The sequence below is a fragment of the Amycolatopsis sp. genome, assembly GCF_025464955.1.
Taxonomy (GTDB): domain Bacteria; phylum Actinomycetota; class Actinomycetes; order Mycobacteriales; family Pseudonocardiaceae; genus Amycolatopsis.
The window spans coordinates 1-19234 of record NZ_JAODNM010000154.1; the positions used below are offsets into that span (position 1 = coordinate 1).

Here is a 19234-nt window from a genome sequence, read left to right on the forward strand (position 1 = left end):
CCAGGTGAGGCAGGATCTCAGCGAACTTCGCCGCCAGCGCGGTCCTGAACTCCTCGGTCATGCTCATGTCATCAGCATGCCACCCTACTCAACATATCCACGGTTAATTTACAGGCGAGCCCTAAGCGTCGAACGAGGGTCCGCTGTGTCCGTTAACCCCCTGCGATCGTCGATCGTCCAGCAGGGGCGAACAACGCAACTACGCTGAGCCGGAGGCCTCAAATTGCGCACCTTTACTGAGTTTTGCGCACCTATCTTGAGTGCCGACAACCGCCCAAACGCCCATCGGTGAAATGTCCGATTCTGACTTCGGATATGGCACATTATCGAAAGTCAAAGGGGTCCCTCATGCTGGAATTACAGTATTAGATATCAATATCTAATACTGTAACTGGTGATGCTAGGGTGGTGACCATGGAAAACCCGGGTCAGGACGACGAAAACTTCGCCATGGGATCACCCCGGCCCGTTCAGGGGGCTGACGAAACTGGTGACGAAACTCGGCGCGTATGCGCGTACCGGCGCTGCGCCGCGGTGCTGCCGATGGTGTCCGGCCGGGGCAACCGCGCCCGCTTCTGCCAGGACGGGAAAAACTGGGGGACCCGGAACCTGTCGTGTCGTGAGGCCGAGGCGGCGCTGATCGACGTCGACTCGTTGCGAGACGACGCGTCGCCACTGGACGGGACCTCGGTGGCCGCGTTGGGTGAACAGGTCGACCGGGCGGTGGCTCCGGCGCAGGCGCTGTTCGAAGCGTTGGGCGCGATCCGTGGTCAGCTCGACACCACGGTCGCCGAGGCGGTGGCCGGCCGGGATTTGGCCGACTCAGCGGCGGCCGACCAGCAACGGCTTCGCGGGGTAGCCGAGGCCGCCGCCGAAGACGCGCGGGCGGACGCAGCGGCTTCGGCGCACGCCACGGAGACCGCGGTGCGTGAGCGCGCAGCGGCCGAGCGGGACAGGGCTGCCGAACGCGGCGCCCGCGTCGAAGCAGAACAGGCGCAACAGCGGGCCGAAGGCCGTGTCGGCGCCCTCAAGGACGAGCTGGACCGGGCACTCGCCCGCGCCGAGGCCGCGGTCACCAAAGTCGCGGACCTCGACGTGGCCTTGGCGAAGTCGGCAGCCGATGCCGCGGCGATGCGCGCCGCTCTCGAACAGGAAAGGCTGCGTACGGCTGAGGCGTCAGCTCGTGCCGACTCCGGTGAGCGCAAACTCGTCGTCGGCCTCGCCGAGCAGGCCTCGGCCCACCAAGCTCAGCTCGAACGCGCCGAAACCCGTCACCGGCGAGAAGTTGCCGAGCACCGCGCGGCCGCAGAGGTTGTCCGCGAGCGAGCCGAGGCCGAGATCCGATCCGCCAGGCTGACGTACGACGAGGCGATGGCGGCTCTCCATCTGACCGTCAACGCCCTCAACCGTGAACTGGGGGCCGCTCAACTCGGCCGCGACCACGCGTCGGCCGCCGCGGACTCCGTCACCGACCGCCTCGACCGTCTCAGCGACGTGGTGCGAACTACGTGGGCGCCGCAGGGCTTGCCGGAGGAAGTGCGGAAGCTGCTGTCCGACACCGACACCGACCCCGGCTCGAACCCCGGACAGGCCGAGTGAACTTGCCGCGCGACCTACCGGGCGGATCGAAGGTCGTGCTTGTCCAGCCAAGCGCCGAGGGCCGCGGTGATCGCCTCAGGCTGGTCTTCCGGGTGTGATGGCCGGCGGGGCCGAGCCGTTCGACTTCGAGCGCCGCGATGTTCGCCGCACACCAGTCGACGATCTGCTGGGTCATCATCGCGCCCGGCCCGGGTTCGAAGGTGAGCAGCAGTTTCGGACGTCCGTGGTGGTCGCCGGGGTTGAGTAGCAGCGGTACAGCCGTTAGCGCTAGCCGCAAACCTGCTGGTCAGGGCCTTTGTCGGACCTGTGAGGCATGATCTTCACGTCCTGAGCACCGTGCTCAAGGCGTGGGTGGGTACCCGGCCGGGCGGCCGCGCATGGACTGCGCGGCAGCCCGCCGCACCACACCGTTCGTCAGTTCAGGGAGCAGTTAGGCAGGGCGTGGCGGGTCGACCAGTTTGATGCCGATCGCGACGACGCCGAGGGCTTCGCGTTCGGGTGGATAGATCTGGCGGATGTTCGCCAGCTGCTCGTCGCGGGTCGCGAGCGGATTGACCGAGGCGACGTCCTGGTGGTCGAACATCTCCTCGAAGGTCGCGTACCGGTTGACCGCGGTCACGCGGGTGAGGACCGCATCGCCCTGGCAGCGGAACCGGATCAGCGACCCTTCCTTGATCTTGCGGCGGCTGGAGTCGTTGACCCGGATCTCCGTTGTCTTGCGGCCGGTGGCGATCAGGTCGAAGTAGCGCTTGTAGATGCCCATCTCGTGGGCGCGGATCACGGTTTCGGTGGGGCGTGCGGTCATCAGTCGGCCTAGTTCCTTGACGGTGAACGAGCGGAAGAAGTGTTTCGGGTCGGTGAGCAGCTCGCCGACCAGCCAGACGAGCGCGTCGACGTAGTCGTCGATCGAGCCGGCCCAGGCGGTGGTGTCGAGCATCCAGGGCTCGACGTCGGCAGGGAGGGCGCCCTTGCCCTGTTCGCGCAGCAGGGACTTCGAGAGTTTCGCGCCGGTCGGGGCGAGGACCTGCGGGGTGAAGACCCGGACGGGCATGTGCGTCGGCGGGGTGTTGAGCGCGCCGAGGGCTCCGTCGACGAGCTGGCAGCCGAAGACCCAGTCGCCGCCCTTCATCATCACGTGCAGCATGCGCTCGTCACGGCCGAAGGCGCGTTCCTTGACTAGGTTCCGGTACAGGGTCGCGAGATCGAGGTAGGGCTGGTCGTCCTCGGGGTCGATGTGCGCCTCGTAGGGGCCGTGGTCGAAGCAGACCGCGGTGAACGTGCCTCCGTCCTCGTCCAGGTGCGCAAGTTTCGTGCGGTCGCCGCGTTTCTCTGCCCATCCGCAGGCCGGGCAGGGGACCCGGACGTGGACCTGGCCGTGGGAGGGGGCCATCCACCAGCGGATGTCGTCGAGGTGTTCCAGGGTGCGCAGGAACTCCGCGCGGAACGCCGGGGTGGCCTGCTGGTCGGTGTAGGTCTCGACCGCGTAGTCGGTGTCGGTGGCCTGCGACAGCGAGTCGAAGAACGCCCGGTAGTAGCGGTCGATCAGCGCGCCGATGCCGTCCTTGCCCAGCGCGTGGTAGTAGGTCTGCTGGTAGGCGTGGTGGGTTTCCGGGTCGAGCACGACGTCATGCGGCGCATTGTCGAGCGCGCCGAACCGGACGACGGTGTCGATGGAGAACTCGCGCCGCGCGATCTTGGCGAGCAGGAACGCCGCGGTCTGCACCAGGTTGGTGCCCAGGTGTGGGGCGCCGTTGATCTGCGTGCCGACGACGAACTCGATGCGGGTCGGTCGCGCGGCGAGCACGCGGGGCCGCAGGATGTCGATCGAGCGCAGCAGTGCGTTGGCCAACACGCTGTTCGGCGAGACCAGCAGGGAGGACTTCGCGTTGCGGGACATGGCGTTCACGCTCCTCGGCTGGGTTTGGGCAGGCGAAGGTTGGCGCAGATGAAGTCCAGCCGCGCGGCGGCGGAGTCGGGGGCGACGAACACCGGTTCGTAGCCGGCGTCGTAGTAGCCCTGCACGATGAGCTCGTGCACGCGGCGGATCTCGCGGTCTTTGGCCCACACGATGTCGTCGGGTTCCTCGAAGGTGTCGAGCGGGTCGAGCACGAAGATCGCGTCGTACCGGTACTGCTTGGTGGCTTCCTCGAGTTCGCTGGTCGGCTTGAGGCCGAAGAACCCTTCCCAGCCATAGCCGTCGGGAATGCCCCGGTTGTAGAAGCGGACCCCGCCGGTATGCGCGGTGTACTCGGCGACGAACGCCTCCAGAACCTCCAGCGAGTACTCGCGACGGTCTTCGCGCAGCAGGTGGCGCCCGAGTCGTTCGCGGTGCTTGCGGTAGATCTCCCGGCCTGGCTCCTCGGCCATACACGGGATCCCGGCGGTATGCACGGCCTCGATGAGGTCGTCCTTGCCGGAGCTCGGGCCACCGGTGATGACATAGCGGCGCGGATCACCGGCGGACGCGGCCTCCAGCGCGGCGGCCAAGGCGGTGTTGGTGCTGGTCACGACAATGATCCGTTCTTCTCGGGGATGTGCTCGGGGGAGATGTTTCGAGACAGGAAGCCCTCGGTCCAGGCGTTGCCCAGCCCGGTCTCGCCGTGCAAGGAGTGCACGAACTGCTCGCGGCTGGCGCCACCGCCGGCGGCCTCGGTCAGCCGGGACGCCTGCGCCTCCGTCAGTGCGGGAGTCCAGCCGGCCAGGGCGATCAGCCCGGCGGTGTCCTGGTCGGGGGCGAAGGCGGTGGTGTAGCCGATTGCCTCACCGCGGGCCACGGCCCAGCGCCAGGCGGCTGTCACCGCCTGGTGGCCGATGTCGATCCGGTCGGCGTCCAGGCTGATCAGCCGCTCGAGCGCGAGCAGTTCGGCGCGGGCGGCGTAGACCGTCGACCACAGGCGCGACAGGTGCTCCTCGTGTTCGGCGACCTCCCACGCGAACGGGTCGGCCTGCACTGGCTGCCGGACGGTGGACGGGGCCAGTCTGGGGGCGATCATCGGGGAGCGGGTGAACCGCTCGGCGTCGGCGAGCAGTTCCCAGGCGACCTTCTCGATCAGCCGGGGTTCGACTCGCTTGCGGAAGTGGTGCACCTCGTGGCCGGCCTGCTCGGCGGCCAGGTCCCGGCGGGCGGTGAGGTTCTGGCCGGGCTCGGCCGGCGGCAGTCCGAACAGGGCCCGTGCCGCCGGGGCGTAGCGGGTGTCCGGGAACCGGGCGAGCAGGCCGCGCAGGGTGCCGTCGAGCGCGGCGGTGCGGCTGGCCTCGTCGGCGGGGTCGGCCGCCCGCGCGACGATGCCGCGCAGATCGAGTAGGACCGGTTCGGCGGCCGCCGGGGTGACCGGCAGTCCGCGCCGCAGCAATCGTCCGATCGCGGCGACCACCTCATCCTCTATTGGGCTTTTTGTGGGCATGGATCGAGTCAAGCACGATGCCCACAAAAAGCCCAGTCCTGCGGACGGGCGAATCTACGCTGACTGGTTCTCATAAACGACCGTTTCTGAGAGAAGATCGGTGAGCCGGTCGCGAAGGCGTCAGCGAAGCCCGAATTCGTCTCAGAACTCGTTCTCACCCAAACAGGGGTCATAGGTAGTTCTGAGAAATGTTTGTGAGAAGATTCAGGGATGGAGGACACCGAGACGACCGTGCCGTCCGACGCCGATGAGGTCGAGCAGCACCCGTGCCCGCGCTGCCTGGCCGAGCCGGGCTCGCCGTGCCGGTCGCGCTCCGGCGCGGTCTCCGGGACCTACCACACCGGCCGGTTCACCAAAGTGCCCCGACTGGCGAAGAACCTGCGCGTGCCGACGCCGGCCGACCGCGGGCCGGGCCAGCCGTGGCGACCGGGCACCCCGCCGCCGGCCCCGATCGCTCCCGACACCCCGAGCGCGGACATCCGCATCGGCTACGCCCGCTGCTCGCACCTCACCCAGGAACTCCAGTCCCAGCTTGATGCCCTGGCCGCGCACGGTATCCCGCGCGACAAGATCTTCTCCGAGAAGATCTCGACCCGCATCCGGGTACGGCCGAAGTTCGAGGCCGCCCTCGAGGCCGCCCGCCAGATCAAGGCCCACGCCCCGCACTGCCGGGTCATCTTCACCGTCTACGAGATGAAACGCCTCGGCCGCGACTCCGCCGAGCTGACAGCGCTGGCCGACCACCTCACCGCCCACGGCATCCTGCTGGAGATGCTCGCCGGGCCGATCGCCGGGATCTACGACCCGTCGGGGACCGGCCGGATGCTGTTCGGGTTCTTCGCCGCGATGGCCGAAACCGACCGTGAGACCATCCGCGAATCCACTTTGGAAGGTCTGAACGCGGCCGCACGCAAGGGAAACCACGGCGGGCGACCTCCCGTCATCACCGACGACATGCTGCACACGGTGCTCCGGCGCCGCGCGAACGGCGAATCCGTCGAGGACATCCGACCGGACCTGATCATCCCCACCGGCAAACGCACGGGGAAGTCCCCGAGCGTGGCCAGCATCTACCGGGCCTTGGCCGGGTACGAACAACGGCAGCGTCACCCCGAGGCGGTCGAACAGGCCCATGCCGACTTCGTCGCCCTTCAGCCCAGTACCTGACCAGCGACAGGAGCACCGTCATGCCCGGCCACGTGCCCGACGGCAGCCCGTGGGTACCCGACCAGGAATGGGTCAAGCGCACGCGCGGCGGCCGGGCCGTCGACCGGCGTACGACCGAGACCGCGCGCCGGGTCCTGGCCGGTCAGCGGCGGGCGCTGTCGGTGCGGCGGCCGTGGGCCAACCTCCTCTTCACAGGCAAGACCGTCGAGAACCGATCCTGGGCCACGACACATCGCGGCGAACTCGTCGTCCATGGAGGTCAGGCGTGGGCACCGACCGGAGTCACGCTCGCCGCTCAGCTGGGCATCACCGGCTTCGACGCCCAGGCCGCGTGTCCTGGTGGCTACCTCGGCACCGTCCGCCTGGTCGACATCCACCCCGCCACAGGCTGCTGCGCACCCTGGGGCCAGCAGGAACCCGGCACCTACCACTGGGTGCAGGCCGATCCCCGGCTGTTCGAACAGCCGGTTCCCGGCCGGGGACGGCTCGGCCTGTACTGGCTGCCCGCCGACCTGCTACCCAGCGGCTGACCTGGGCGGCTACGCCCATGGGGCCGGCCACCGCTCGTTCAGGAGACCGAGGCGTTGGCATCGGTCCTGGAGCGTCTCGCGCTACAGTGGTGGTTTTGTGAAACCTCTCAAGCACATAATCGGCTCAGTGGCTGCCGTTGCAGTCATGGGCATTGCGTCGTCACTGCTGGCTGCGCCAGCCGCGCAGGCAGCTGCCCCTTTGCCCTCCCTGGTGATTACCAGTCCGATACTGCTGGACGTGTCGCCGAATGGCCCGATCACCGGGACAGCCCCGAGTGCCGAGGCCGGGCAGAACGTGAACATCAGCCTAGGTAACAGCTCGTACTCCGCTACGGTGCAGGCAGACGGCATGTGGTCGGTGTCCATACCGACCGGCGCGTTGCCGATAGGCCTGGACACGGTGACGGCCACCTTGACCGACGACGCCGGAAACTCGACAACCGTCACGGACACGTTCGTCCAGATCTAGACGACGAGCCCCTCCGCGACGCGATGTGCGCCTGCAGAGCGGCTGGACACGACAACTGACACCGCCAATCGACGGGCGGCCGACCACCACACCCGATCATCCGTGATGGTGGTCGGCCGCTACAGGTCGTCGTGGTCGTCGCGGGTCGCGGGATCCCGCAGTGGCCGCAGACCTGCCGCGGGCTGGGACGCGGTGAAGGCGTAGCGGCCCAGGCAGTTGAGGTGCTTCTCCTTCAACGGCGAGAGTCGGGCCTTGTCCGCTTCCGGGATGTCGTGGCCGGCGGCTTCGAGCTCGGCGACCGCGGCGTCGAGGTAGCGGGTGTTCCACAGCACCACCGCGTTGAGCACCAGGCCCAGCTCGGCCAGTTGGTCCTCCTGGCCCTCGCGGTAGGCCTGCATCATCGCGCCGCGTTTGCCGTGGCAGATGGTCCGGGCCAGTCGGTGGCGGGACTCCTGGACGGTGAGCTGGCGGTTCATCCGCCGCCGGTAGGTGTCGTCGACCGGGTCGACCACCGCGAGCAAGTGCAGGGTCTTCTCGATCCGGCCGTACTCGGCGAAGGCCTGCCCCAGTGGCGACATCCGCCCCTCGCGGCCGAACATGCGCAGCAGGTCGTAGGCGCGGACCTGGTTGGTGATCAGCGACCCCCCCACGCGGAGCATGTCGGGCCACCAGGTCTCGATCTTGCCGAGGTTCACCTTGTTCCGCGCGATCGCCTCCAGCGGCCCGTACCCGCCGGCGGGCTGTTCGGGCACGTCGGCGCCGGGGATGTCCGCGCGCCACCATCGTCCCGATCCCCGACACCTGGTCGTTGACCGCGTTGAGCCAGGTGATGCCCCGCTTGTATCCGTAGTACTTCGGCGACGGCGCGGCGTTGATCGTGCGCGCCGGGACGACGAACCGCATCCCGTCCACCGACGCCAGCAGGCCTCCGCCCCAGGACTGCGCGAGCGGGATCTGCGACTGGGCCTCGATCAGCTTCGCGTTCGCCGCGGCGATGGTGTCCCCGCGCAGGTAGTTCTGGTCCACATGCGACAACCGCGACCGGGTCAGGTGCGCGAAATTCGGGTTGGTCACTGGGGTCAGGCCGATGTTGCAGGCCTCGGCGGTCAGCAGGGCCACCAGGCTGACCGGGAGGCCGGCCATCCGCGAGTTGCCTCCGGAGACGTGGGTGAAGGCGTCGAGGAACCCGGTCCAGGAGTTCACCCGCCTTCGGGGAATTCCGGACCCCGTCGTTCACGGTGAACTGCAAGGGTTCCGGCAGACCGTCATCGCCGACCTCGTCGCCGAAGGGCGCCAAGCCGAGCCCGTCCCGGTAGAAGGCGAACGATGTCCGCCGGTCCGCGGTGGGCAGACCGACGACCAAGGGCTTCGTGACCATGGGTTGAACCTCCGGAACGAGCGACCGGTTGCCGCTTCTCACCTGGTTCGACGAACGGGGACGCGGTTAACGGACACCCGAGGACCGCTGGGAGCCGACCCGCTGTGTCGCAGCCGAGCTGCCGGTCGCAGCCTGGTCAGCTAGCTAGGGTCGGCTCTGACCGCAGGATTCCCATGACCACGATGTCCTCGTACGTGCCGCGGACCCACGCGTGCTGGCGCTGACGCCCTTCGATGACGAATCCCGCCTTCTCATAAGCACGAATCGCGCCGGCGTTCGACGCGATCGCCTGCAGATGAATCCGACGTAGGTTGCGGCGCACGAATCCGAACTCCACGAGTTGGACGATCGCCGCGGTGCCTATGCTGCGGCCCCGGGCCTCGCGCACCAAGCTGATCCCGACCTCGGCATGGTGGGCGAACGAGTCGTACCCGAACAGCGAGGCGCTGCCTACGGCCACGCCGTCGACGTCGACCACGAAGTTCACGGTGTCCTCGGAGGTGTTGCCAGGGGCCGCGAGCCGTGCGTCGAACCGTTCCCTGGTCAGCGGAGCCGGTGCCGACGGGTTTCGCTCCTCCCAGGTGGCCAGATCAGCCGCGATGCTGAACAAGACATCGAGGTCGTCGGGAGTACGTGCGCGAAGCGATACGGTGGGAAGCTCGGACATGGGTGCACCGTAACGTCAGCCTCTGCGATCTGCTCGCGAATATTTCATGACTACCGCGCAACAGTCAGCTGATCGGTCACGAGCCGAGCGAGTCCGGGCAGGCCCTCGTCTCGCCAGCCCGGGCCCATGCGCTCGAAGGCGTCGCGGCTTCGTTTGTCGTCGAGGTCGAAACCCCAGTGCTCGAGCAGCAGCCGGGTGCCGGTCCCTTCAACCACCAGACGCCAGGTCAGCGTCCAGTTGCCGTTGAAGGTGTAGACGAACCGTTCGTGCGGCTCGACTTCGGTGACTTCGCACGGAATCGAGCCCCAGCCCGGCATCTCCAGGTGGAACCGGTTGCCGACCGCTGGTCAGGGCGTTCTAGCCGGCAGCCCGTTCCGCGAGCGGACGCCGTCTTTGGGCGACCTCGGCCAGCGAAGCCGTCGGGAACGGACTGTTGGGCCGGTAGACGTCGGTCCCGGGCGGGACGATCGCGTCGATCCGGTCGAGGGTCGCGTCGTCGAGGATGAGCGACGCGCCCTTCAGCAGGCCTTCGAGTTGTTCCATGGTCCGCGGTCCGATGATCGCCGAGGTGACGCCGGGGTGCGCCACGGCGAACGCGATGGCGAGCTCCGGTAGCGAGCAGCCGATGTCGTCCGCGACCTCGACAAGTTGCTCGACGACGTCGAGTTTCGCGACGTTCTCCGGGAGCAGCGGGTCGAAGCGCTCCGGCCGGATCGTGGGCCGCCCGACGGACAGGTCGGCCTGCTGTCCCTTGCGGTACCTGCCGGTCAGGAAGCCGAACGCGAGTGGACTCCAGACCAGGACGCCCATGCCGTAGCGCCGGCAGACCGGGAGCACGGACGCTTCGATGCCCCGGGACAGGATCGAGTAGGGCGGCTGTTCGGTCCGGAACCTCCCCAGCGCGCGCCGCTCGGCGACGAACTGCGCCTCCACGATCTCCTCGGCCGGGAACGTCGAACAGCCGAACGCGCGGATCTTTCCCTGGCGCACGAGGTCGGTCAGCGCGCCGAGCGTTTCCTCGAGGTCGGTAGCGGGATCGGGGCGGTGGACCTGGTACAGATCGATCCAGTCGGTCTGCAGGCGGTTTAGACTCTCCTCGACCGCTTTGACGATCCACCGCCGAGAGTTGCCGCTCCGGTTACGGCCCTCGCCCATCTGGAAGTGCACCTTCGTGGCGAGGACGACGTCATCACGCGTGCCCCGAAGTGCTTTCCCGACGATCTCCTCCGATTCGCCCGCGCCGTACATGTCGGCCGTGTCGACGAAGTTGATCCCCTGATCGAGCGCGGTGTGGATGATCCGGGCGCAGTCTTCGTGATCGGGGTTACCGATGGCGCCGAACATCATCGTGCCCAGACAGTGGACGCTGACCTCAATACCGGTGCCGCCGAGGACGCGATAGCGCATGGACTTACTCCCTTGGGTGGTCGTGCCGGAGCGCCGGATCGGCCCCTTGCCGGCGAACCCTAGGAGCTAGAGACGGCTCTAGGTCAAGGCTCTGGGCCAAAGCTCTAGGCTGCGGTCATGTCGGAAACAGCGCCGAGTCTCAGCATCGGGCAGGTGGCCGAACGCACCGGGCTGAGCGTGCACACCCTGAGGTTCTACGAACGCGAAGGCATCCTGGCGGACCAGGTCCGGCGCGGTGCCGGCGGACGTCGGCTCTACACCGAGGACGACGTCGGCTGGCTGGAGCTCTGCGTCATCCTGCGGGCTTCGGGAATGCCGCTGCCCGCCATCCGGGAGTACACCGAACTCGTCAGGCAGGGCGAGGGCAACGAGGAACAGCGGATCGCGCTGCTGCGACAGCACGAGGCGCGGGTCCACACCCAGATGAGCCAGCTCGCGCAGTGCCTGGACCTGATCAGTTTCAAGGTCAATGTGTACGAGGACATCCTCGACCACGGGTACACCGACAGTGAGTGCAGTCCCGCGCCCCGGCCGGAAACACGGTCGACGCCGGGATTCGGGGTCGAGTAGCAGCGATAAAGCCGTTGGCGCCAAGCCCCTGACGCCCTGGTCGGAATGAGGCACACGTCTGCTGGCCGAGCCCCGCGGCGTGACCACGCCGCCCTTCTCCGACTTCGCATCCGAGCCGACCTCCCGTCGTGGCGACCAGAAGTAGGGGCTAGCTCGGGGCACGAGCCGAATACGCCTACAAAGGGTGGCTTCCGGGACGTCGGCAGGTCGGGGGCGCCCGGTTCCTCCACCCTCCACCGCCTCGAGTCTCTTTACAACCATGTCCTTGTACAATAGAGTCCTTTACATCGTCGCGCGGACGCGCACAAGCAGCAGATCGAGGAAGAGGTGCACCATGACCGCAAGCGTGAACATGTCGTCCTCCGGCGACGGCGCCCAGAGGGACACCGCCGACTACCAGCGCAACACCCACTTCGACGCCTCGCCCGAGGTGGTGTTCGAGGCGATCACCACTGCCGCCGGCGTCGCCGCGTGGTGGGCACCGGCCACCGGATCAGGCATCGCGGGCGGCGAGCTGCGCCTGACCATGGGCCCTCCGGAGCCGCTGGTCCTGCACGTCGATGTCGCCCAGCCGTCCTCGAAGGTGGTCTGGTCGGTGCTGGCGTGTCCGTTCCTGCCGGACTGGGACGGCACCACGATCACCTTCGAGCTCAGGCCAGGCCAGGGCGGGGGTTGCGAGCTGGCGTTCCGGCACCGGGGTCTGACCCCGCAATTGGAGTGCTACGACCAGTGCCAGAACGGGTGGGACCACTTCATTCCCAGTCTTGGTCTCTACGCCGAGGCCGGCCAGGGCAATCCCCGAGGTTCCGATGCCGACCTGGCGCGTCGTGAGGCCCGGGATCGCGCTCGGACCGCATCTGCCGTGTGACAATCCGCCCCGCGCGGCCGCGCATTGCCGCGTGCCGCACCGTCGTCAGGACCTGGTTCGGAACGTGATGGTGAAGGACATGAGCGCCGTACCCGCGCGCCGGGATGACGATTCGGGGGGCGGGTACGGTCCGGACGCGGTGCTGCGGGCCCTGGCCGACCCGCGACGACGCCAGATCCTGCGCCTTGTGCGCGGTGGGGAGCTGGCCGCCGGGCAGATCGCCGGCCATTTTGACGACATCACCCAACAGGGCATCAGCCAACACCTGCGCGTACTCGAACGCGCCGGGCTGCTCACCGAACGCCGCGACGGCACCCGCCGGCTCTACGAGCTGCGCTCCGAGGCTCTCGAGCAGGTCCGCGCCATGCTTGCCGAGCTGTGGCCCGACGCACTGCAACGCCTCAAGGCCGCTGTCGAGGCCAACCACCCGCGAACGGGAGACACCGACCCACCATGACCAGCGCCGACACACTCACCGCGACCGTCCGCATCGCCGCACCGCCGACCGCGGTCTTCCCCTACCTCACCGATCCGGCACTGCTGGCCCAATGGTTCGGTGACGCCACCGGCACGGTGCCCGAGCCGGGCGGTGTCTTCGCCCTCGATATCGACGGGGGTGGATCCAGTCGCGGGCAGTTCGTGACGATCGACCCGCCCAAGCGAGTCGTCTTCACCTGGGGAATCCCCGGCAGCGCGGTCCTCCAGCCAGGATCGACCACCGTGGAGATCGTGCTCACCCCGGACGGGCCCGACACGATCGTCGAACTCACCCACCGCGACCTGCCGCCCACCCAACTGGCCAGCCATCAATCAGGCTGGGCGAGGCTCCTCGACCGCCTCGCGCACACCGCCACACCCTGACCGGCCGCACGCGCAGGAGCTGACCCACCGAACGTCCGATGCCACGCTGGCGCCGGCAAGCCGAGCAGCGTGTTCATGTCGAGATCGAATTTGCCGTACGGATTTACGTGGGTCCAGAACAACGGGGTCAGCGCGCGCCGGTCAGCAGCCAGTCCTCGTCCTACCGATCTCTAACCGGCTCTACTGACACTGAATGGCCACTGACCAGGCCGTTCTGGGCTTAGCGCCAACGGCTGTACCGCTGCTACTCAACCCCGGGGTTGTGCCGTCGATACCGTGAGCGCGGTGGACTCCACAACGAACGCCTATGCCGCTCGCCTTGCCGAGTACAGCACCGTTTCGACCGAGCTGGCCCTGCTCAGTGACCGTCGGCTAGGCGACCTCCTCGACGAGTTCCGCCGATCCGCTCGGGGATCGGCGGCGACAACTTCGTACTGGCCGTCGGGGGCACCCGGGTCTTCGTGAAGATGATCCCGCTGACCGACACCGAACTGCTTCCGGACAACAGGCTGTCGACCGCCAACCTCTGGGACCTGCCGGTGTACTTCCAGTACGGGATCGGCAGTTCCGGGTTCGGCGTCTGGCGCGAGGTGGCGGCGCATGTCATGACCACCAGCTGGGTGCTCAGTGCCCAGCACGAAGGCTTCCCGCTGATGTACCACTGGCGGGTGCTGCCGGACTCTGCGCCATCGCTTCCCGAAGAGCTGCAGGACATCGACGGCATGGTAGAGCGCTGGGGAGGGGCCGAGGCGGTCCGCGAGCGTATCGAGGCGGTCGGCGCTGCCTCGGCGAGCGTTGTGCTGTTCCTTGAACATCTTCCGTGGAACGTGGACGAATGGCTGCCCGGGCAGCTCGCCGAGGGCGGTGACACCGCCGAATCTGCTTGCCTGATGGTCGAACGCGACCTCGCCGAGGGGGTTTTGTTCATGAACGACAACGGCCTGCTGCATTTCGACGCCCATTTCGGCAATGTCCTCACCGACGGCCGTCGACTGTATTTCGCGGACTTCGGACTCGCCTTGTCTTCCCAGTTCGAATTGTCCGCCGCCGAAACGGCGTTTTTCACCGACCACCTGACCTACGACCGTGACTACACCGTCACGTTCCTAGTTAACTGGCTGGTCACAGCTTTGTATGGGTACGAGCGAGCCGAACGTGACGCGTTCGTCCGCGCCTGCGCGGAAGGCCGGAAACCCGAAGGGATCCCGAAGTCCGCGGCGGCCATCATCGAACGTCATGCGCCCTTGGCCGTCGTGATGGGTGGGTTCTACGAAGACCTTCAGCACAAGAGCCGCAAAACTCCCTATCCAGTGAAGGAAATCCAACGGGTCGCCGCGCACTCGGCCGCGAATGCTTGCCCTCGGGTGCCGATGGTGTGTTCAACCTGGTGGTAAGCCGTCGGCTTTAGCGGGTCCAGCCAGCGCGGTCAGCGCCTGCTGGAGGTTGTATTCGGCGATCTGGAGCATCCCGGCCCGGTCGGGGAAATCACCGTCGAGCAGCCTCAGCGGTCCGGCGACCAGGGAGAGGCGCATCGCGAGTTCGTAGAGCGACAGGCGATGCTCGTCGAGGCCACCGCGGTGCAGCCGTGGGTAGCGCTCGCCGAACCTGGTCCTCAGGAAGACGTGCTCCCACTCGATATCGAAGAACATCAATCCTTCGATATCGATGAGCACCGGATTCGCGTCCTCGTCGACGAGGACGTGGTCGGGTCCGAGTTCGCCGTGGATGAGCCCGTACTCGGACCGCGGGCGCACCTGTTCGGCTCGCTGGTGCAGGATCTCGGCCAACGTGTGGTGGGCATCGGCGATCCGCTGGTCGCGTGCGGCCGCCTCGTCGAGGTCGTCGACTGCGCGGGCCAGAACGAGTCCTTCGCAGGTGCGACCACGGGACTTGCCGTCGTTCTCGAGTAGTGCGACTTTGCCGAAGCGGGATGCGCGGTGCCGCTGCATGACGTCGAGTGCATCGGCCAGCCTCCCGAGTGTCTCGTCCGTGCCGGCCGGATCACGCCACAGCCGGGCTTCCAGGGTCTCGCCCGGAATGTCCTCCACCACCGCGATGTCGGCCGGGAAGTACTGTCCGCTGCGATCGGCGAAGTGCAGCCGTGGGGTGCGCGCCCCCAATGCGTCCAGTTGCCGGTGTGCGGACTCGAACAGCTCGATCCCCGAGGCGTGCGAGAACGGGTGGGCGAGGTCGACGTCCGAGTCGGGCCAGTAGTCCTCGGCGGGGTCCCAGACGTAGACGATCGCGGTGGAGGCATCGTCGAAAGTGAGGCGGTAGACGCCTTTCTTGGTGCCGCCGCGCAACCGGTCAACGGTGACCGGCTCGTGCCCAGGCCCCAGAGCCGCGTTCGCCGCGCTCGTCAACGTGGCTGCGGTCGCGAACCCGCGTTCCCCGGTCACCGGCACGACTACCCCCAGCTGTGTAGGTCACGGTCGGTGTCAGACTAGAACCTCACATCGATCTCAGGCCAAGCCTTTCCGGGACCCCTCCCAGCCAGGTGTGGATACCGTCCGGCGGTGAGGGACTGGTGGAACCGCCGACGCGAACGCCGGCGCGCGAAGGCGAGGATCAATAACAACCCACCGCTGCCTGGGGTCTACGAAGTCGAAGCGGGCAAGCTGGCGCGGCTCGTTCTGGTTGCGGCGCCGGCGGACGTGCGGGCGATCGGGGTGCGGCTCAACGTGGCGGGCGGGGTGCCGTTGATGAGGTACGTCGCCCACCGCGCCGACGCGCTGAGCCTGGAACACGGGAGCGGCCCGATCCTCGACCGGATCGACCAGGTCTGGGGCAGCATCGGCGACTGGGGCAGGATGGGTCATGCCCAACGACCCTCTCGTCGGCGCGATCCGGCTGCCTGACCAGTCCTGGATACGCGGCCGGGGCCTGCGAAACCCTCCACCGGACGACGTCGGCAGCATCGATCACGGCCTCTACCTCGGCGGCGGGAAACTGCGCGGTCGCCACGACGCCGAACTGCACTGGCCCCACCGCTGGATCGACTGGCCTGACTTCCTGCTGCCCCGCGACCGCGACGCCGCCATCGCCGACATCCGCGCGCTGCACGACCGCGCGCGAGCCGGTGACCGGGTCGAAGTCGCCTGCGGCGGGGGAGTCGGCCGCACCGGCACCGTCGTCGCCTGCCTGGCGATCCTGGCGGGTGTGCCCGCAGTGGACGCGATCACGTGGACTCGAGCCAACTACCACCGCCGTGCCGTCGAAACGCCCTGGCAGCGTCGGTGGGCGCAGCGCTTCCCGCTCGGCTGAACGTCCATCCGTACCCGTAGGTACAGGACGTTGGTGCATGCTCGTAATTGTGATCGATGAGTTCGCGAAGGAGTATCTGCACAGTGACCTGCGAGAGATCCGTGAGGCGATGCTCCGGAAGCTCGACGGGCTGTCCGAGTACGACATCCGTCGTCCACTGACCTGGACCGGAACCAACCTTCTCGGGCTGGTCAAGCACCTGTCGGTGGCCGAGTCCCGGTACTTCGGGGAGGTCTTCGATCGACCGTTCCCCGAGTCCATCCCCCGGTGGGACGACCTCGAACAGCGCGGCACCGACATGTGGGCGACCGAGCGCGAAACACGCGAGGAGATCACCAGCCGCTATCACCGCGTCTGGGAACACTCCGACGCGACAATCGCTGCTCTCGCCATCGACTCGCCCGGCTACGTGCCCTGGTGGCCACGTCCTGACGTGATGCTGTTCAACGTTCTGGTCCACGTGCTCACGGAGACCACTCGGCACGCCGGCCATGCCGACATCCTGAGAGAACAGCTGGACGGCGAGGTCGAGATGGACGCGGAAGGCATGGCCCGGCGAGGACAGGGTGCGGCCTTCTGGGAGAACCGGCGCGCTGAAATCGAGCGGGCGGCCAAAGCCGCCGATCCAGCCGCGACCTGACCGGTTCATCGCCCGTTGCCGCCGCCACCTCGTTCACCATCACCGGCCAGGCCGACTTCAGCGCCGCCCGGCATCGGCTTCGGGAAGGATCCTGGCAAGCAGTCCGGCAAGGGTCGCGCGTTCATCGGCGGTCAAGGGGGCGACGAGCTGGTCGTCTGCGGCGTGGACGAGCCTGTCCAGCTCCTTGAGCGCCACTGTTCCGTCGTCGGTGATCTCGACGATCTTGCGGCGCCGATCCGTGCGATCCGCTCGTCGGACGACGTACCCGAGCTCCTCGAGATCGTCGAGCAGGGACACCATGTCGCTCCGGTCGATGCCGATGCGGTCGGACAGCGGAGCCTGCGCGGCGGGACCGCCGTCGGCGAGGCTCGCCAGGACACCGTAGTGCGGTTTACGGATCGGCCCCGCGACGAATTTGGCCTGGACGAGGCGTTGGGCCTGCTGGGCAGCGCGGCCGACCAGCCAGATGACGCGGTCACTGAGCCGGTGCGGGTTCGTCATGGCACTGACTTTAGCCGGATCGTTGACAGCACCCACGATTCTCCATAACGTGGGTGTCACCCATCATTGATACATCCCACGACTAGGGGGAGGCATTCCGTGCGTTCCGTCCGTTATCGCGCCCACGGTGGTCCGGAAGTTCTGCAGTACGACGAGGTCCCCGTGCCGGAGCCGGGGGAAGGGCAGGTGCTGATCGAGGTCGATGCCATCGGGGCGAACTTCATCGACACGGTGCTACGTCGGGGTTCCGAGGCGTTTCCGCGTCCGCTGCCCGGCACGCTGACCGGTGAGGTGGTCGGGCGCGTGACCGCGCTCGGCAAGGGGGCCGGTTCGGTCGCGGTCGGCGATCGTGTCGCCGCACTGTCCGAGGACGCCTTCGCCGACTACGTCGTCGCCGACGCGCAGTGGTTGGCACCGGTGCCCGACGACGTCGACGCAGGTGAGGCGACCGTTCTGGCCATGACCGCGCCGCTGGCGCTCCGGTTGCTGCGCCAGGCCCGGCTGAGCCCCGGCGAGACAGTCCTCGTCCAGGCCGCGGCCGGAGGCACCGGCCACCTCCTGGTGCAGCTGGCCAAAGCGCTGGGCGCGCAGACGGTCATCGGCACGGCGTCGTCGGCTAAGAAGCTGGACTTCGTCCGCGAGCAGGGTGCCGACTTCGCGATCGACTCCAGCGACCCGACCTGGCCCGAGCAGGTCCGAGCCACCGCTCCGAACGGCGTCGACGTCGTACTGGATGCAGTCGGGGGAGCGGTCTTCGACCACGGCATGGACCTGCTCGCCCCGCTGGGCCGGATGGTCACCTATGGCGCCGTCGGTGGCACGCTGCCCAGCGTCCCGACTCCGGCGTTGTTCACCATGAAGTCGGTCACCGGGCTGTCGTTCGTCGCCTGGCGCGCGGCACGTCCTGACGAGGCCGCGGCCGACCTGGTCGACGCCGCCGGCTACTGGTCTGCCGGGACCGTGCGCACTGCTGTGCACGCCGTGTTCCCGCTGGCCGAGGCCCGCGCTGTCCACGAACTCCTCGAACGCCGCGAACATCTCGGCCTGGTCGTCGCCGTCCCCTGAGCGGCAAGGTCAGGAGCGCGAGGCGATGAGGCGCTCGACGCCGTCGAGGACCAGCGGCAGGCCGAACTCGAAGTTGCGTGCCGCGTCGAAGGCGGAACCGTACTCCTCGCCCGCGGCGGTGCCCACCCGGCCACTGAGCGGAAAGTGGCTCGCGTCGACGATCTTCTCCAGCACAGGAGCGCTGGCTGTCCACCACTGCTCGTCGGTCATACCGGTGCGCTGCTCGAGTTGCGCGGCGTCGACGGCATTGCGGGCGGCGCCCTGGACGTAGCCGGCGAGCAGGCTGATGACGGCGTCCATTTCGAGGTCGGTGAGCCCGGCGCCGTCGACCGCGCCGAGTTCGTGCTCGTACTTGATCATCGTGTGCGGGCCTAGCGGCGGCCGGTTCGTGGTGACCTGCAGCATCCAGGCGTGGCGGTGGTAGAGCCGCCAGTTCGCGTGCGCGATCGCTTCGAGCTTCGGCCGCCAGCCGTCGGCGTCCTGGCCCGGGCGACCCAGTTCGCCATGGACGGTGTCCATCATCAGGTCGATCAGTTCGGCCTTGCTCGGGACGTAGGTGTACAGCGACATCGCCGCGACGCCGAGATGGTCGGCGACCCGGCGCATCGACAGGGCGGGCAGTCCTTCGGCGTCGGCCAGCCGGATGGCGGCCGACACGATCATGTCGATGGTCAGCTTCGGTTTCGGCCCGCGACGAGGGCGTTCGTGGACGCCCCACAGGAGTTCGATACTGCGCTGGGGGTCTCCGCCGCCGGTGTACTCGGTGCTCACCGCGGCATTGTCCACCCGGCTATTATATACGGCGTACGGAATTATGGTAGACTGCGCTGTCCGCCGTACGGAG

22 protein-coding genes and 2 pseudogenes are annotated in these 19234 nt (G+C 67.9%); 14 read left to right on the top strand and 10 right to left on the bottom strand.

The features are described 5' to 3' along the window. Positions 1–414: 414 nt before the first annotated feature. Positions 415–1599, top strand: a complete 1185-nt coding sequence (locus JWQ81_RS38755) for a hypothetical protein (protein ID WP_297549733.1) — start codon at positions 415–417, stop codon at positions 1597–1599. A gap of 430 nt (positions 1600–2029) precedes the next feature. On the opposite strand, the gene JWQ81_RS38760 is transcribed toward JWQ81_RS38755, so the two are convergent. Genes JWQ81_RS38760 through JWQ81_RS38770 form a run of 3 tightly spaced genes read right to left on the bottom strand, consistent with a single transcriptional unit; the run spans position 2030 to position 5003 of the window. After that, positions 2030–3496 carry an ASCH domain-containing protein gene (locus JWQ81_RS38760; protein ID WP_297549734.1) on the bottom strand — a complete coding sequence of 489 codons (1467 nt, stop codon included), beginning with the start codon at positions 3494–3496 and terminating at the stop codon, positions 2030–2032. 5 nt (positions 3497–3501) lie between these two features. Further along, complete coding sequence (locus JWQ81_RS38765; protein ID WP_297549736.1) at positions 3502–4107, bottom strand: ATP-binding protein; 606 nt, start codon at positions 4105–4107, stop codon at positions 3502–3504. Then, entirely contained in the window at positions 4104–5003 is a 900-nt protein-coding gene (locus JWQ81_RS38770; protein ID WP_297549738.1) for a hypothetical protein, read from the bottom strand. Before JWQ81_RS38770 ends, JWQ81_RS38765 begins: the two co-directional genes overlap by 4 nt. A gap of 210 nt (positions 5004–5213) precedes the next feature. Here JWQ81_RS38770 and JWQ81_RS38775 point away from each other — a divergent pair, with 210 nt between their 5' ends. The 3 genes from JWQ81_RS38775 to JWQ81_RS38785 all read left to right on the top strand — a co-directional run bounded on the left by JWQ81_RS38775 (position 5214) and on the right by JWQ81_RS38785 (position 7169). Continuing rightward, positions 5214–6170 (top strand): recombinase family protein, encoded by a 957-nt coding sequence (locus JWQ81_RS38775; protein WP_297549740.1) that lies wholly within the window; start codon positions 5214–5216, stop codon positions 6168–6170. Positions 6171–6190: 20 nt separating this feature from the next. Continuing rightward, positions 6191–6700: a hypothetical protein gene (locus JWQ81_RS38780; RefSeq protein ID WP_297549742.1), complete on the top strand. Its 510-nt coding sequence runs from the start codon at positions 6191–6193 to the stop codon at positions 6698–6700. A 238-nt stretch (positions 6701–6938) separates the two neighbouring features. Continuing rightward, complete coding sequence (locus JWQ81_RS38785) at positions 6939–7169, top strand: Ig-like domain-containing protein (RefSeq protein WP_297549743.1); 231 nt, start codon at positions 6939–6941, stop codon at positions 7167–7169. A gap of 119 nt (positions 7170–7288) precedes the next feature. Here the strand turns inward: JWQ81_RS38785 and JWQ81_RS38790 are convergent. From JWQ81_RS38790 to JWQ81_RS38805, 4 genes and pseudogenes are all read right to left on the bottom strand, one after another. Further along, positions 7289–8372, bottom strand: a pseudogene (locus JWQ81_RS38790) (transposase); the annotation flags it as partial. Between the two features lie 311 nt (positions 8373–8683). Then, positions 8684–9214, bottom strand: coding sequence for a GNAT family protein (locus JWQ81_RS38795; RefSeq protein ID WP_297549745.1), 531 nt, complete (start codon positions 9212–9214; stop codon positions 8684–8686). Positions 9215–9264: 50 nt separating this feature from the next. Beyond that, positions 9265–9543, bottom strand: a pseudogene (locus tag JWQ81_RS38800) (SRPBCC domain-containing protein); the annotation flags it as partial. A 28-nt stretch (positions 9544–9571) separates the two neighbouring features. Next, entirely contained in the window at positions 9572–10621 is a 1050-nt protein-coding gene (locus JWQ81_RS38805) for an aldo/keto reductase (protein ID WP_297549747.1), read from the bottom strand. A gap of 117 nt (positions 10622–10738) precedes the next feature. Between JWQ81_RS38805 and JWQ81_RS38810 the strand changes: the two genes are divergently transcribed. From JWQ81_RS38810 to JWQ81_RS38835, 6 genes are all read left to right on the top strand, one after another. Beyond that, positions 10739–11191 carry a MerR family transcriptional regulator gene (locus tag JWQ81_RS38810; RefSeq protein WP_297549749.1) on the top strand — a complete coding sequence of 151 codons (453 nt, stop codon included), beginning with the start codon at positions 10739–10741 and terminating at the stop codon, positions 11189–11191. 334 nt (positions 11192–11525) lie between these two features. Further along, a complete protein-coding gene (locus JWQ81_RS38815; protein WP_297549751.1) occupies positions 11526–12059 on the top strand; it encodes an SRPBCC domain-containing protein in 534 nt (177 codons plus the stop codon). Positions 12060–12138: 79 nt separating this feature from the next. Then, complete coding sequence (locus tag JWQ81_RS38820) at positions 12139–12516, top strand: metalloregulator ArsR/SmtB family transcription factor (RefSeq protein ID WP_297549753.1); 378 nt, start codon at positions 12139–12141, stop codon at positions 12514–12516. Continuing rightward, positions 12513–12920 (top strand): SRPBCC domain-containing protein, encoded by a 408-nt coding sequence (locus tag JWQ81_RS38825; protein ID WP_297549755.1) that lies wholly within the window; start codon positions 12513–12515, stop codon positions 12918–12920. The genes JWQ81_RS38820 and JWQ81_RS38825 overlap by 4 nt, the downstream gene beginning before the upstream one ends. A gap of 285 nt (positions 12921–13205) precedes the next feature. Continuing rightward, a complete protein-coding gene (locus tag JWQ81_RS38830; protein ID WP_297549757.1) occupies positions 13206–13385 on the top strand; it encodes a hypothetical protein in 180 nt (59 codons plus the stop codon). 2 nt (positions 13386–13387) lie between these two features. Then, entirely contained in the window at positions 13388–14314 is a 927-nt protein-coding gene (locus tag JWQ81_RS38835) for a hypothetical protein (RefSeq protein ID WP_297549759.1), read from the top strand. Here JWQ81_RS38835 and JWQ81_RS38840 read toward each other — a convergent pair. Continuing rightward, entirely contained in the window at positions 14300–15319 is a 1020-nt protein-coding gene (locus JWQ81_RS38840) for a phosphotransferase (RefSeq protein ID WP_297549761.1), read from the bottom strand. The two genes, JWQ81_RS38835 and JWQ81_RS38840, sit on opposite strands and share 15 nt — an antisense overlap. Before the next feature lie 117 nt (positions 15320–15436). Here JWQ81_RS38840 and JWQ81_RS38845 point away from each other — a divergent pair, with 117 nt between their 5' ends. Genes JWQ81_RS38845 through JWQ81_RS38855 form a run of 3 tightly spaced genes read left to right on the top strand, consistent with a single transcriptional unit; the run spans position 15437 to position 16824 of the window. Further along, complete coding sequence (locus JWQ81_RS38845; RefSeq protein ID WP_297549763.1) at positions 15437–15778, top strand: hypothetical protein; 342 nt, start codon at positions 15437–15439, stop codon at positions 15776–15778. Further along, complete coding sequence (locus JWQ81_RS38850; protein WP_297549765.1) at positions 15738–16184, top strand: protein-tyrosine phosphatase family protein; 447 nt, start codon at positions 15738–15740, stop codon at positions 16182–16184. The genes JWQ81_RS38845 and JWQ81_RS38850 overlap by 41 nt, the downstream gene beginning before the upstream one ends. Positions 16185–16221: 37 nt before the next feature. Then, entirely contained in the window at positions 16222–16824 is a 603-nt protein-coding gene (locus JWQ81_RS38855; protein WP_297549766.1) for a DinB family protein, read from the top strand. 57 nt (positions 16825–16881) lie between these two features. Here JWQ81_RS38855 and JWQ81_RS38860 read toward each other — a convergent pair whose 3' ends face one another. Continuing rightward, positions 16882–17325, bottom strand: coding sequence for a MarR family winged helix-turn-helix transcriptional regulator (locus tag JWQ81_RS38860; RefSeq protein ID WP_297549768.1), 444 nt, complete (start codon positions 17323–17325; stop codon positions 16882–16884). A 99-nt stretch (positions 17326–17424) separates the two neighbouring features. On the opposite strand from JWQ81_RS38860, the gene JWQ81_RS38865 reads away from it, so the two are divergent. Next, entirely contained in the window at positions 17425–18390 is a 966-nt protein-coding gene (locus JWQ81_RS38865) for a zinc-binding dehydrogenase (RefSeq protein WP_297549770.1), read from the top strand. Positions 18391–18399: 9 nt separating this feature from the next. Here JWQ81_RS38865 and JWQ81_RS38870 read toward each other — a convergent pair whose 3' ends face one another. Continuing rightward, positions 18400–19176, bottom strand: coding sequence for a TetR/AcrR family transcriptional regulator (locus JWQ81_RS38870; protein ID WP_297549772.1), 777 nt, complete (start codon positions 19174–19176; stop codon positions 18400–18402). Between the last annotated feature and the right edge of the window lie 58 nt (positions 19177–19234).

What these genes read in the sequence shown, in the direction of transcription:
- JWQ81_RS38755 (WP_297549733.1), top strand. Translation starts at nt 415, where the DNA reads ATGGAAAACCCGGGTCAGGACGACGAAAACTTCGCCATGGGATCACCC.
- JWQ81_RS38760 (WP_297549734.1), bottom strand. Translation starts at nt 3,496, where the DNA reads ATGTCCCGCAACGCGAAGTCCTCCCTGCTGGTCTCGCCGAACAGCGTG.
- JWQ81_RS38770 (WP_297549738.1), bottom strand. Translation starts at nt 5,003, where the DNA reads ATGCCCACAAAAAGCCCAATAGAGGATGAGGTGGTCGCCGCGATCGGA.
- JWQ81_RS38775 (WP_297549740.1), top strand. Translation starts at nt 5,214, where the DNA reads ATGGAGGACACCGAGACGACCGTGCCGTCCGACGCCGATGAGGTCGAG.
- JWQ81_RS38780 (WP_297549742.1), top strand. Translation starts at nt 6,191, where the DNA reads ATGCCCGGCCACGTGCCCGACGGCAGCCCGTGGGTACCCGACCAGGAA.
- JWQ81_RS38795 (WP_297549745.1), bottom strand. Translation starts at nt 9,214, where the DNA reads ATGTCCGAGCTTCCCACCGTATCGCTTCGCGCACGTACTCCCGACGAC.
- JWQ81_RS38805 (WP_297549747.1), bottom strand. Translation starts at nt 10,621, where the DNA reads ATGCGCTATCGCGTCCTCGGCGGCACCGGTATTGAGGTCAGCGTCCAC.
- JWQ81_RS38810 (WP_297549749.1), top strand. Translation starts at nt 10,739, where the DNA reads ATGTCGGAAACAGCGCCGAGTCTCAGCATCGGGCAGGTGGCCGAACGC.
- JWQ81_RS38815 (WP_297549751.1), top strand. Translation starts at nt 11,526, where the DNA reads ATGACCGCAAGCGTGAACATGTCGTCCTCCGGCGACGGCGCCCAGAGG.
- JWQ81_RS38820 (WP_297549753.1), top strand. Translation starts at nt 12,139, where the DNA reads ATGAGCGCCGTACCCGCGCGCCGGGATGACGATTCGGGGGGCGGGTAC.
- JWQ81_RS38825 (WP_297549755.1), top strand. Translation starts at nt 12,513, where the DNA reads ATGACCAGCGCCGACACACTCACCGCGACCGTCCGCATCGCCGCACCG.
- JWQ81_RS38835 (WP_297549759.1), top strand. Translation starts at nt 13,388, where the DNA reads ATGATCCCGCTGACCGACACCGAACTGCTTCCGGACAACAGGCTGTCG.
- JWQ81_RS38850 (WP_297549765.1), top strand. Translation starts at nt 15,738, where the DNA reads ATGCCCAACGACCCTCTCGTCGGCGCGATCCGGCTGCCTGACCAGTCC.
- JWQ81_RS38855 (WP_297549766.1), top strand. Translation starts at nt 16,222, where the DNA reads ATGCTCGTAATTGTGATCGATGAGTTCGCGAAGGAGTATCTGCACAGT.
- JWQ81_RS38860 (WP_297549768.1), bottom strand. Translation starts at nt 17,325, where the DNA reads ATGACGAACCCGCACCGGCTCAGTGACCGCGTCATCTGGCTGGTCGGC.